The following is a 13,008-nucleotide window of genomic DNA, read 5'->3' as shown; positions in this document are numbered from 1 at the left end:
AGGCGCCAAAAGGCAAAATGACCTGTGAAATGGTGATTGCAGACGCGTTTAAAGAGTTTAAACTGAAAAAATTAAAGGATATAAATTAAAGATGAACAGAATTAAATTTAGATTAGCTCCACTAGGAAACAGGCAGTTTATGCTGCAATGTGTTTTTATGGCGTTGTTTGCTTTGATGGGATTTGAGGGAAACAGCCAGACAAAGGGGAGGATGGCAAAGAATGCACCCGTGTTTTCCAATTTTGTGTATGAAGGAAAAGACGAGGTATACAAAAACTACCCTCTGAATGAAGGTGAGTTTTACAATCCTATTTTGCAGGGCGCTTATCCCGATCCGGCAATTACCCGCAAAGGCGGTGATTACTATATGGTGCACTCATCCTTTGCCATGTTTCCCGGAGTGCCGATTTTCCACTCCAGGGATTTGGTAAACTGGACACAGATTGGGCATGTGCTGGATTGTACTTCGCAGCTGAACGTGCACGATACAGGAATCAGCGCCGGGGTATATGCACCGGATATAGAGTATAATCCGAACAACGACACTTTTTATATGATTACGACAGCATTTGCTGGAGGGCTGGGAAATATTGTCGTGAAAACCAAAGACCCATCAAAAGGCTGGAGCGAGCCCAACAAGTTACAATTCAACGGAATCGACCCCTCTCTTTTCTTTGATGACAACGGGAAAGCCTATGTGGTGCATAACGATGCCCCGGATAAAGGAAAAGAACTTTATGAAGGGCACCGGGTGATAAAGATTTGGGAGTATGACCTTGAAAAGGACCAGGTAGTTGCCGGGACCGACAAGATTATAGTTGACGGCGGGGTTGATATTGGAAAAAAGCCCATCTGGATTGAAGCCCCTCATATCTACAAAAAAGACGGGCGTTATTTTTTAATGTGTGCCGAAGGCGGTACGGGTGGAAACCACAGCGAAGTTGTTTTTGTAAGTGATGATCCGAGAGGTCCTTATACACCTGCACCAAACAATCCCATCCTTTCACAAAGACATCTTAATCCCAATAGGCAAAACAAGGTGGACTGGGCCGGACATGCCGACTTAGTGGAGGGGCCTGATGGCAAACATTATGGCGTGTTCCTGGCTATTCGTCCAAACGAAAAGGGCAGGGTAAACATTGGCCGTGAGACATTCATTCTGCCTGTCGACTGGTCTGGTGAGTTTCCCGTTTTTGTAAATGGGCTTGTACCCCTGGAACCAAAGCTGAAGACGCCAGCAGGGGTCAAAAACAAAACCGGCGAAGAAGGTTACTTTCCCAACGGCAATTTTACTTTCACCGATAATTTCACTTCTGACAAATTGGATCACAGGTGGATTGGTCTAAGAGGCCCCCGAGAGGCGTTTGTTTCTTCTACAAAGAAAGGATTGAAGATAAATCCCTTCCCGGTGAATATTAAGGAAATCAAACCTACCTCAACGCTCTTTCACCGACAACAGCACAACAGCTTCTCCTATACCACAACGCTTGATTACAGGCCGGCCTCAGAAAAGGATTTAGCCGGTATAGTGGCTTTGCAAAGCGAAAGTTTCAATTACGTTTTTGGTGTTACCAAAAAAGACAAGGATTACTATGTGGTGTTGCAAAGAACAGAGAAGGGACAATCCAAGGTTATTGCCAGCCGCAAAATAGATGCTAGGAAGCCTATACGGCTACAGGTTAAGGCAGACGAAGATGACTACCAGTTTAGCTATTCAACGAATGGAACCGACTTCGTGAATTTGGGAGGTACTGTTTCAGGGGATATCCTTTCAACCAATGTGGCAGGAGGTTTCACGGGTACTTTGCTTGGATTGTACGCCACTTCTGCAAACGATGCTTACCCCCAGTAAAAGGAATTCTTCATTTTTGGAAGCTGCATTATCCAGTGGCAGGCACAGGGAAACTACTACTTCCATGTGCCCTCAATTTTAGCGTAACGAATCTAAGTATTTGAAATAAAAGGAACAGAAGGAGTAACTGACCTGTATTTGGTATTAAAAGAGAATGACAGAATTTCAAGACTTGAACTAGTGAAATTTTGGGAAAGATGATAGCAATCGGTTTTTATACCAGAATGGCAGGTATAGGATAATATGTGAGAAAATACTTTAGCCGGAAATCACGATGTTGATGGAAGTTAGGAATACCTTCGGAAAACCCATCCATGAAATTGAGTATGTAGAGGAAATGGACATAGTGGAAGCCACCTGGTTCAGCGCCGCCTCTAAGAAAGAGATTAAACAGGCGCTATCGCTTAGCCTTATGGTACACGAGCAGATGCACTGCTCCTACAGGCTGGATGACATAACTAAGCTCGCTGTCCAAAGGGCGGATGTAAGGACATGGTTACAGAAAGCCTGGCTGCCTCTCGCCTGTCGCGCAGGCATCGCGTATGTAGCTTACATAGATGACCTCAGTTCTTTTGGTGAAGCAGCAGGGGAGGCAAATCATGCTGGTTGCATAGGCTCCCTGGTAGAGGTGCGCTTCTTCACTGATAGGGAAAGTGGACTGAACTGGCTCAAAAGCAACCAAACCGCAGGTTTATAAAAGGTTGGCGTCGCTGTCATTTATCTACCTTGCAGGAGATGACGGTTATCCATAGATAGCATTGATCTTTTAAGCTTTGCTCTCCATAGAGGGATGATGCGTGTCAGCCTTCACCCGCTGCTGATACTTTTTTGTGAGGGTTGCCCTGCGTTTAACTTTCTATAGCGGGATATTTCTCTCATAAAAGCAGAAGGGGGAGGCATATTCTGCTGTTTTGTATGCAGCTTTATGTAAATGTCAACAATTTGCCTCGTCCTGAAAAAGCTCACAATTTCCTAAGTAAATCCTTCATTATCCAACTATAAAAAGGCATGCTTACAGCAGCAAAACTTGCCTTCAGCCCTAAAATAAGTGTTCTGCCATCACTAAACTTCCCTACTGTGCCCGGTGCAGGCAACAGCCGCTGATTAGCAACAGAAAGCAACGTGGAACGGGGTGGCCACCAGTATATGCTGTCCCTGCAGTCTCGGGTGGCCCAATTCATATTTGAGAGACACCTGGTTGCCTTCGGTTGCTCTTATCTCGGAAAAAGGAGGGAATGATGAGACGAATTGGGAAAGGATTTATCATAATCGTTGTTATTGGCTAACAAGCTACTAATGAAGTTTCTAAAGATTGTCCTTTACTGTTGTGGAGTCTACAAGGGCAGAAAAAGCATTACAATTACCAGTGTTGGTAGCTGGTAATTCATCCTCATAGCAAAAGTTGTAGATTGTATAACACATCCCCAAATCAGCTTGTTCGATCTTTCACCCCTTCCTTTGTTCGATGTTATTGCCGTAAGATGATCCCTTTTTTGTGATGAAGGAATTTCAGGGAATCAACCGATCGTTACGCAGTTGCTTGAACAGGTCGAAAAACGACTCTTCCGTTTGCTGATAAACAGTAAATCCCAGCTTGCGGCTCTTCGACATGTCCGTCATCACCTCAATCGGACGTCCCAGGTCCAGGTCAGTATGCCAGGGCGATGCCAATCGACTCAGATCAGGTTCGGCTAGGTTGTCCCGCTCTGCAATTTCACGCCACACGGGACTATCTTGGGCCATCTGATCCTGCAGGGGATGAACGGTGCCGTCAAAGCCGACAGGCTCCACACCAAACCAACTAGCCAGGCGCTTCCACAGCCATTTCCAGCGAAAGTACTCTCCGTTCACTACATTGAATGCTCCGTTACGGGCGGCTTCCGTTGTGGCTGCCCATACCAGGTGTTTGGCCAGTACCCGGGAGTCGGTCACGTCCGACAGGCCGTTCCATTGCGCTTCTGATCCAGGAAATCGGAACGGGCGATTCGTTTCCCTGCAAATGGTGGCGTAGACGGCCAAGGTGGTTCCTAAGTTCATCTGGTTGCCTACCGCCTTGCCAATAACTGTGTGCGGGCGGTGAATGCTCCAGGTGAAGCCATCACGGGCGGCAGCGGCATACACTTCATCTTCCTGCGCATAATAAAAGTTCTCTATGTCCAGCCGTGGCTGCTCCTCGCGCAAGGGCGTTTCGGGCAGAAATCCCTCCTTGGCATAGGCCTCAAAAGGGCCCAGGTAATGCTTGAGTCCAGTTACCAGCGCAACGTGCTGCACCGACTTCTTCGGAGCCAAGGCATCCAGCAGGTTGCGAACCATCGCTGCATTCACCCTGATATTTTCTGCCTCCGTTTCCATGCGCGTCCAGCTGGTGAAAAACACGTGCGTAGGCGCAACATCGGCAAGGGCGGCTGACAGGCTTTCAGGGCTAAGAAGGTCTGCTGCAACTGGCTGTAAACCCTCTATGCTAATGTTAGGATTTCGGGCCAGGCCATAGGTCGTCCAGCCCTGCTTTACCAGTTCTTCTGCCAGGTTGCTTCCCGTGATCCCGCTTACACCTACCACTAAGGCTATTTTACTCATTATTTTTTTCTCCTTATTCAAATTGATCTAAAGCTTATAGGTACGGCTTTCTGCTACATAGGGGCTACCTGCCAATCAGAAAAGCTGCTTGACTTTCTGTTCTTGCTTGCCTCAATACTAGTCCTTTTCAAAGATCTTCTTCCGGTGGTTCAGCCCCCAACCCTTCAAGGCTTCGATGATAGGAGTTAAGGTATGGGCATAGGGTTCCGGCCTGTAGAGGATCTTCACCGGGTAATCCTCTACCACCACCCGCTTTATCAGCTGGTGCTGCTCCAGGTCCTTGAGTTCCTTGGCCAGCACCTTCGGGGTGATCCCGGGAATACTATCCTGTATATCGGTGAACCGCCCATTGCCGGTCATTACAGAGATGATGATGGGCAATTTCCATTTGCCATTAATTACGTCGATCGCATCCCGCACCGGCTTTACCGTTTCCAGGCAGGACAGGTACCCCATTTTGTTAGCCATAACTCTTCATTTTAAACTATTTCACTTTCCTTTGGGAAAGCGCTATACAAAGGAAAGTAATAAATCGTAACTTTGCAACACTTAACAAAGATAAAAATCTACAAGGCGGGATGTGGTAGTCGCAGTCCTTCAAGACGATTGGGAGACGCTATTATGAATCCGGATGCAAATACCCCTAAGGTTGGGTGTTATACATGTAATTAAAAAATTAGGATCATGGCTTATAATGAATCAATAAAAAACGACGCCAAGGCAGGTAAACAGATGCTCATCGGTTTGCATCTTGGAAATGGATACGGCTCCCAGCCTGGGGCTTGGCGCATGCCAGGGGTGGACCCTGAGAACTACACGAGTTTCGATGCGCGGGTAAAGCAGGCGCAGGCAGCCGAGCGGGGTAAATTCCAGTTCATCTTCCTGCCCGACGGCCCTGGCGCTATGCTGACGGACATAGAGACCGAGTCACCGAGCTTCAACCTCGATGTGATGCTCACACTGGCCGCCGTGGCGCGCGAAACCAAGCGCATCGGTTTGGTCGCCACGGGGTCAACCACCTTTAACGAACCTTACAACCTGGCAAAGCAATTCAAAGCCCTGGATATTATGAGCCACGGCCGGGCGGGTTGGAACGCCGTCACCTCCAGCGGCAACGATGTGGCGGCAAACTATGGAAGGGTTATTCCATCGAGTGAGGAACGCTATGGCCGCGCCCACGAGGTCATTCAGCTCATCCAGGCGCTTTGGGGCAGCTGGGGAAAAGACGCCTGGGTGCATGACCAGGAAAGCGGCCAGTTCGCCAGGAAAGACCAGATCGTACCCATCAACCTGCAAGGCAAGTATGTCGCCTCAAGGGGGCCGCTTTATATTCCCCCATCGGAGCAGGGCCAGCCTATCATTTTTCATGCCGGCGGTAGCCCCAATGCGCACGAAATGGCTGGGCGTTTCGCCAATGCAGTCATTGGAGCGGCCTTTACCATTGAAGATGCCCGCGCCCAACGTAATGCGTTCCGGGAGGCGGCCAAACGGTACGGCCGGGACCCTGACGAGATTAAATATATCCCGGGCCTGATGACCACCATTGCCAAGGACAGGCGCGCGGCACTGGACCGCCGTATTCAGTTAGCAGGAGATTTGATTCCGCAGAGGGTGGGCTACCTGCAGCAGATGCTGGGTATCCCACTCGATTCCACCCGAATGGACGAACCGCTTTCAAAAGCGCAGTTGGCGGCAGCCCGCCCGTCCCCCTACGACCCTCGCGCAGCACACGCCCTGAAAATTGCCAGAGAAGGCTGGAGTTTGCGGGATATATTGGCCCACGGGGTCATAGACTATCACCCCGTGATCGTGGGGCCGGGTGTTGAGGCCGCCGACCACATGCAGGCGTGGTTTGAGGCAGGCGCCGCCGATGGATTCTGGATTTCGGCTGATGTCAATACAGACGGGATCGATGTCTTTGTGGACGAGGTGGTTCCCATCCTGCAGGAACGCGGGCTCTTCCACCAGGAGTATGAAAGCAAGACCCTGAGGGGGCACCTCGGCGCCCCGGACCAGTATGGGATTGACCCCCGTGTGTAAACTAAATAGAATAATAAAAATAATAAATTATACTAATTATGAAAGTTGGAATAATTGGGGCCGGCTTGATCGGCAAGACACTAGCAAGCAAATTTAGTGCTGCGGGACATCGGGTTACAATCGCAGATGCCAGAGGGGTAACTGACATACAGCCTATCGCCCTATCGGCGGGTGCAACAGCAGTAGAAATGGATGAAGTGATTAAAGACATAGAGGTCCTAATCGTGTCAATACCTCTTCTTAGGATCCCGGATTTAGCGAAAACACTGGAAGGTAAGTTAGACGATAAAGTCGTAGTGGTGGAAACCACTAACTACTGGCCTCACCGTGACGGTAAAATCGAAGAGATTGAAAACGGAACCGTGGCCAGTGTATGGGTGCAACAGCAGATGGGAAGAAGCGTAGTCAAAGCTTTCAGCAATATCAATGCCTATAGCCTGGCTGTAGAAGGGAAACCCAAAGGTAGCCCTGATAGAATTGCCCTGGCGGTCGCGGGGGATGTACAGGAAGAGATTGATGTGGTCATGCGTTTGGTAGATGATGCCGGGTTTGATGCTTTAGATGCAGGTTCTTTGGAAGACTCCTGGAGACAGCAGCCTTGTAGCCCTGCTTATTGTACAGACCTACAAGTAGACGACCTTGTCAAAGCCAGGGCATCTGCAGCTAGAGAAACATTGGTGGAAAAGCAGCAACTGGCATTCAATCGAATGCAGAATATCAAATCTGATTTTTTTGAAATACTGGTTTCCGGAAATTACCCTGAAGGTTTTGTTGATCATGCGGTAGACATATACAGGGAAATCAATCAGCTTCCCCCGAGAGAACGCTACAGTAGCATTGACTAAGTAGCACATTATTAATTAACAAGTAAGATAAATATGAATATAGGAATAATTGGATCAGGAAACATTGGAAGTATACTTGCCGGGTATCTGACGGCTCTCGGGCACGAGGTTTTGATTGCAAATTCACGTGGGCCTCAATCATTAAGCGAAGTTGCCGAGAGAACCGGGGCCCGGGCTGTGACGACAGATGAAGCTGCAGGCGCTAAGGATCTTGTCATCATCGCTATCCCAGAGAAAGCAATAGTGGATCTTCCCAAATCCGTTCTTTCCACCTCTAAAGCCATCGTTATCGATGCGGGTAATTACTACCCTTCCCGCGACGGCAAGAATGCTGATATCGAAGGTGGGTTAACGGATAGCGAGTGGGTCGCGAAGGTAATTGGTCATTCGGTGATCAAGGCTTTCAACAATATCACAGCGCCAAGTTTAGCTTCCAAGGCTGTTCCGGCCGGAGCACCAAATCGAATTGCATTATCGGTTGCAGGTAATGAAGAAGAACAAAAACAGATTGTCATGAAACTCATTGATAAAATAGGTTTTGATGCCATCGATGGGGGTTTGCTGTCCGATTCGTGGAGACAGCAGCCGGGTGAACCTGCCTATTGCCAGGATCTCGATAAAGACACGTTGAAAGCCGCCTTGCAGCAGGCTGACATCAGTAAACGCGCTGAGAACCTTGCTCAGGCTGATGAGATGGCACGTCCGTTTTTTGAAAAAACAATGATTAACAAAGAAGCTGAAAAATGAGAAATAGAACCCTTAAACAATCAGTAAGGCTGGTGTTGCTCACCATAGTAATCAGCGGATTGAGTTTTCTGAACTTGGCACATGCGCAAACCGGAAAGCAAGCTATTGAGATGGTTACGTCTTACGACGGGATAAAATTGCGACTAAGCAAAGATTACCCGAAGAAGCAGGCCAAGGCGGTTTTAATTGTCGCGCACGGCTTGTCGAACCACCTGGGTCTGTACGATAAATTTACGAAGGATTTAAACAAAGAGAATATCGCTGTCTATCGCTATGACCACCGGGGTCACGGCCTTTCCGGAGGCAAGAGAGGCTATGTAAAAAGCTTCTTTGAAATGGTGGACGATATGGATGTCATCGTAAAGAAAGCCAAAGCGGAAAACCCGAAATTGCCTGTTTTTATTCTCGGGCACAGCATGGGCGGGCATGTGGCTGCCTTGTATGGCACCAAGAACCCAGGTCAGGTCGATGGGTATATCTTAGCGGCCGGGGTGCTGCGTTATCACCAAATGAATTTTGGATGGCTGCCTAGGCCCGAAGATCCCGAAAGCTACATTTCTGCCATAGAAGCCGCCCATGGAACCTTGAACCTGCCGGGCCTGGAAGATTTAAAGGAACTTTCTGTTGCGGGGGATACGCTTTCCCTGAACGAGGTTTCGGTTTCCCTGATCAATGCTTTTGAAGGCGGTTTGGAGTATCTGCGCGACAACAGCCGCAAGTTCACCGACCCGGTGCTTTTGGTAAGCGGTGACGCCGATCTGTACGTGGTGCCGCAGGATGCGATTGATTTCTACCAGGAAACCAATTCAACCGACAACAGCTTGCGTTTATACAGCGGCATCGGCCATTTTTTGATGAATGAGGAAAAAGGTGATATTGTCACCAAAGACATTGCCGACTGGATTAAGCGCAGATTTTGAAAATTTGTGCGTTTTTAGTGGAAATGCGGAATACGCCGTATTAAAATGAAGCATATACACTTAGAGGCAATTTAGATTTGCCCAAGCCAGCTTTTAGAAATATAAAATATATAGCTATATGAAAATAGGAATCATTGGAACCGGCCATATCGGTAAAACTCTAGCCTTGAAACTGAGTGCGGCAGGGCATGAGGTACATGTTGCGAACTCAAGAGGCCCGGAAACGATAGGCAGTGAAGTGCTTGCTACTGGTGCAAAAGCGTTAACGGCTGAGCAAGCTGCTTTGGATAAGGATGCGATCATCATATCCATTCCCCTTCACCGCATTCCTGAGATTGCGCCGCTTCTGGCTGGCATTTCAGATGAAACAGTCGTGATTGACACCTCAAACTACTATCCAGGACGTGACAACAGAATTGACAGCATTGAGGCTGGGCAAGTCGAAAGCCTATGGGTGCAGCAACAATTAGCACGCCCAGTGGCAAAGGCATGGAATGCCATTGGTTCAGATTCCTTTGCAAAGAAAGGGAAGCCGGCCGGAAGCTCTGACCGGATCGCTATCCCAATAGCCGCAGATCGGGAAATTGACCGGAAGGTGACGATGGCCCTGGTTGAGGAAACGGGATTCGATGCGTTTGATGCAGGTTCACTCAACGAGTCCTGGCGGCAGCAACCAGGCGCACCTGCCTACGGCACCGACCTCACGTTGAAAGAACTGCCGGCTGCCATTGCGGCAGCCGATAGGGCGCGATTACCTAAACGACGCGATCTGGCGGTTGCAGCGTTTCAAGAACGACTTGGAGATGCCACAACTAATCCTGATGCAGACTTCGGTGTCAGTTTAAGCCGGGTGTTATTTATGTGAGTAAATTATTCATTTAGGGAGATAACATAAATAGGTAAGTAGGAAACATGCAAGTCTTAAGCTCCTCCTTCTATTGAAGAAGTGGTCGCCGTGTGGCCTTTGGCTGCCGCTGGAAATCTAAAGCAGGCTTATTCGTTTTTCCTACTTGCCTGAATAGGCTCTACCAGCATCTTCGTGCCGCACTCTTGTGTGTAGTAGCTGTTCCCGCATACATACCCGCTCCCTGCTACCTGTAAGGCTCCGAGAAGAGGCTCCGGCAGGGTAAACATAATCAATAGACTGCTTGGTTAGTAAATAGCTGTACCTGATGAGCAGAATCGAATAAGAATCTCATTGGCATTGAATACTATGGATCATAAAGAAATAGCTTATTCTATTTTAGAACTTGCCATTGTATCGCAGGGGGAAACTATACAACAGACGCTGCACAATTCCTTGGCATTGGCAAAAGAAGCGGAAGCACGTAACTACAAACGCATCTGGTTTGCCGAGCATCATAACTCGGATAATATTGGCAGCAGCGCCACCTCCATCCTCATTGGCTACGTGGCCGAAAACACCACCACGATCCAGGTAGGTTCAGGCGGTGTGATGCTCCCTAATCATTCGCCCTTGATTATAGCAGAACAGTTTGGGACTTTGGCTCATTTATACCCTGGCCGCATTGATTTGGGTCTTGGAAGGGCGCCTGGTACCGACCAGGCAACTGCGCGTGCTATCCGGTCAGATTTTATGGAGGCAGCACATTCTTTTACTCGGGAAATAGAAAAAATTCAGCAGTATTTTTCAGTAGAGAATAAAGGTGCCAAAGTAAGGGCTCCCATTGCAGAGGGTACAGCTGTTCCGCTGTATGTATTGGGCTCAACTACCGATAGCTCACATATAGCGGCTGAAAAAGGATTGCCTTACGCTTTTGCCAGCCATTTTGCCTCAACACATTTACACAACGCCCTGCGAATCTATGAACAGGAGTTTCAACCTTCCGAGTTTTTAGATAAACCCTATGCCATCGCCGGGGTGAATGTTTTAGTTGCCGATACCGATGAAGAAGCCGAAAAACTGTTCACCTCCTTAATAAGAATGTTTGTGGGTGTGTTGACAGGATCCAGAGACCCATTACAGCCACCAACCGAAATGACTGAAGAGTTGAGAGAAGTACTTCAACATCCAACCTTACAGCAAATGCTCAGGTACTCCTTCGTCGGTAGTAAGCAAACAGTGAAGACGCAAATTCAGGAATTCTTGGAAGAAACGGGAGTGGATGAACTGATAGCTGTATCCACCATGTACAGCCTGAGTGACCGCTTAAAATCTGCCCAATTATTTGCAGAGATCATGATGGAAATAAACAAAGGCAGATAATGAAGGGGCTTGATATAATGTTAAGTAGTTGCGTTGGCTGGCTTGTTTAGTCCTGATACAGGCGCGACATTCGTGTCATCAAACGACCATTTGCTGAGGCAAATAAGCCGCTACTATCAAAGGTTTCATCATTGGAAGTGGTACAACTATTATCCTGGTTAATTTTGGTTTAAAAAGGGTTTTAATTTCGGGTTGAAAATTGGTTGCTTTTAGGTTACAGCTTTGTTTTAGCGCTTTGTCAAACGATCATGTAAAATAGCATCCAATGAGACAAACAGTCGCTGTTCTAGGCGGAACAGGTCAAACAGGAAAGCACGTCGTGCAAAAGCTGCTTGAGCTGGGTTTGCATGTGCGTGTGCTGAGCAGGGATCTGGCTAAAGCCCGGGAGCTTTTTGGCAACAGCGTCGAGGTCATTGCAGGTGACCTTGTGGAGGTCAGGGATCTGAAGGCTTTGGTCACCGGTGCGACGCACCTTCTGGCAGCCCATGGAGCTGACCGTTTCTCTGGTGAGCGCAGGTATGAGCTGGTGGATTATGTGGGGATGGATAAGGCCTTGGATAGCATTCCCGCAGGGCAGGCGACGCATATTGTCTATCTGTCCTGCTGCATCGTTTATAAGTCTGCCTTACTATCTTCAACCCATTTGGGCCAGCCGCTCTATTGGAAAAGGCTCACGGAAGACTTGGTGCAAAGAAGCGGCCATCCCTACACAATTGTCCGGCCTGGCCGGCTCAACAGCAGCAAAAGCGGCAGCCTTCAGGTAGTTGCCGAGCAGCTGGACTTGGGCGGTGGGTACATCGCCAGGGAAGACGTGGCGGAGGTCATGGTGCAGGCTATGCAATATGAGAATGCCAGGGGTAAAACTTTTGAGACCTTCAATGTGGCCGTGCTCCCTGCCCGTGATTGGAATAAGTTCTTCTCGGAATTAAAAGCAGATACCAAGCTGGTTTAACTTGTTTAGGACGAGGCAATAGTTTCTAGTCCTAGATAGCGTCTCACAAAACAGCCACGAGGGTTAAATGAGACGAGTTGGGAAGGGACTTATCATAATTGTTGTTACAGGCCGTTGGCTTAGGATTTCTTAGCGCAAAAAGCGCCATGCCTTCCCAAGCATCAGTGGCTTTCGCCACGGCTCTGCCTGGCTTTCCAACATGCTGCTTATTCAAACGTCACCTTGAGCTGGACCCGCTCGGCGTTCAGGGCCGTGGCTGGCACCACGCTCACCCTATCACCCTCGTCAAAGTAGCTGGCTAGCCCCTTGATGATGCCCACGGCAAAGCCGGCCATCCTGCGCCTGGAGTGGTAGTCGATGACGAGCACGTTTCTGCCCACGCTGGTCACGTGCAGCGGGGGCGGGTTGGTCTTGCCGTTCTCACGCCTGATGCCCCCGTGCATGTGCGAGCCCACGTGCAGCAGCATCTGGAGCGTGCGCCAGGAGGGGTCTATGAAGCGCTTGAAGACCAGCAGCAGGTCGGGCACCAGGAAGCGGCCGAACCGCTCCTGGAAGTCGGCCTCCGGCGTGCCCTCGGCGCGGGCGGCGGCCGAGATGAGGGCAAAGAGCTCGCCGATGGGGTACACCTCGTCCATCCGGTAGGGGGCGCTGGCGCGGTGGGGCAGCCCCGCGCTCTCCAGCAGGTTGATCCAGGCGCTGTAGCCACTGCTGCTCTCTACGAACCGCTTCAGGAAAATGAAGATCGACCCGTGCATGCTGTCTTCGGTAAATGTGTGCATTGTGAACTGAAGTATCTCCCCGTCCGGCCGGGGCTGTGGAAAGGTACGAAAGGATGCGCTGTCGCCGGC

General features: G+C 49.2%; 12 protein-coding genes. 9 read left to right on the top strand and 3 right to left on the bottom strand.

Annotation, left to right across the window (positions count from 1 at the left end; translation table 11 throughout):
- The first annotated feature begins 175 nt into the window (after positions 1 to 175).
- A complete protein-coding gene (locus A0W33_RS20190) occupies positions 176 to 1,852 on the top strand; it encodes a glycoside hydrolase family 43 protein (protein WP_229802340.1) in 1,677 nt (558 codons plus the stop codon).
- 280 nt (positions 1,853 to 2,132) lie between these two features.
- Positions 2,133 to 2,549: a hypothetical protein gene (locus A0W33_RS20185; protein ID WP_139237249.1), complete on the top strand. Its 417-nt coding sequence runs from the start codon at positions 2,133 to 2,135 to the stop codon at positions 2,547 to 2,549.
- 812 nt (positions 2,550 to 3,361) lie between these two features.
- Here the strand turns inward: A0W33_RS20185 and A0W33_RS20180 are convergent.
- Positions 3,362 to 4,429: an SDR family oxidoreductase gene (locus A0W33_RS20180; RefSeq protein WP_068840294.1), complete on the bottom strand. Its 1,068-nt coding sequence runs from the start codon at positions 4,427 to 4,429 to the stop codon at positions 3,362 to 3,364.
- 117 nt (positions 4,430 to 4,546) lie between these two features.
- A complete protein-coding gene (locus tag A0W33_RS20175; RefSeq protein WP_068840293.1) occupies positions 4,547 to 4,897 on the bottom strand; it encodes a winged helix-turn-helix transcriptional regulator in 351 nt (116 codons plus the stop codon).
- Positions 4,898 to 5,113: 216 nt separating this feature from the next.
- On the opposite strand from A0W33_RS20175, the gene A0W33_RS20170 reads away from it, so the two are divergent.
- From A0W33_RS20170 to A0W33_RS20140, 7 genes are all read left to right on the top strand, one after another.
- Positions 5,114 to 6,469: an NtaA/DmoA family FMN-dependent monooxygenase gene (locus tag A0W33_RS20170; RefSeq protein WP_068840292.1), complete on the top strand. Its 1,356-nt coding sequence runs from the start codon at positions 5,114 to 5,116 to the stop codon at positions 6,467 to 6,469.
- A gap of 38 nt (positions 6,470 to 6,507) precedes the next feature.
- Positions 6,508 to 7,314, top strand: a complete 807-nt coding sequence (locus tag A0W33_RS20165; protein WP_068840291.1) for an NADPH-dependent F420 reductase — start codon at positions 6,508 to 6,510, stop codon at positions 7,312 to 7,314.
- Between the two features lie 33 nt (positions 7,315 to 7,347).
- Positions 7,348 to 8,061, top strand: a complete 714-nt coding sequence (locus A0W33_RS20160) for an NADPH-dependent F420 reductase (protein WP_068840290.1) — start codon at positions 7,348 to 7,350, stop codon at positions 8,059 to 8,061.
- The gene (locus A0W33_RS20155) at positions 8,058 to 8,981 is read left to right on the top strand and encodes an alpha/beta hydrolase (RefSeq protein ID WP_082815409.1); all 924 of its coding nucleotides are present in this window, start codon (positions 8,058 to 8,060) and stop codon (positions 8,979 to 8,981) included. The genes A0W33_RS20160 and A0W33_RS20155 overlap by 4 nt, the downstream gene beginning before the upstream one ends.
- Positions 8,982 to 9,099: 118 nt before the next feature.
- Entirely contained in the window at positions 9,100 to 9,846 is a 747-nt protein-coding gene (locus A0W33_RS20150; protein ID WP_068840289.1) for an NADPH-dependent F420 reductase, read from the top strand.
- Positions 9,847 to 10,194: 348 nt separating this feature from the next.
- Positions 10,195 to 11,208, top strand: coding sequence for an LLM class flavin-dependent oxidoreductase (locus A0W33_RS20145; protein ID WP_068840288.1), 1,014 nt, complete (start codon positions 10,195 to 10,197; stop codon positions 11,206 to 11,208).
- A 265-nt stretch (positions 11,209 to 11,473) separates the two neighbouring features.
- The gene (locus A0W33_RS20140; protein WP_068840287.1) at positions 11,474 to 12,160 is read left to right on the top strand and encodes an NAD(P)H-binding protein; all 687 of its coding nucleotides are present in this window, start codon (positions 11,474 to 11,476) and stop codon (positions 12,158 to 12,160) included.
- A 206-nt stretch (positions 12,161 to 12,366) separates the two neighbouring features.
- On the opposite strand, the gene A0W33_RS20135 is transcribed toward A0W33_RS20140, so the two are convergent.
- Positions 12,367 to 12,939 carry a heme NO-binding domain-containing protein gene (locus A0W33_RS20135; RefSeq protein ID WP_068840286.1) on the bottom strand — a complete coding sequence of 191 codons (573 nt, stop codon included), beginning with the start codon at positions 12,937 to 12,939 and terminating at the stop codon, positions 12,367 to 12,369.
- Between the last annotated feature and the right edge of the window lie 69 nt (positions 12,940 to 13,008).

The organism is Pontibacter akesuensis, assembly GCF_001611675.1.
Taxonomy (GTDB): domain Bacteria; phylum Bacteroidota; class Bacteroidia; order Cytophagales; family Hymenobacteraceae; genus Pontibacter; species Pontibacter akesuensis.
Note: the sequence above shows the minus strand (reverse complement) of the source record. Positions and strands in the feature narration are given on the sequence as shown.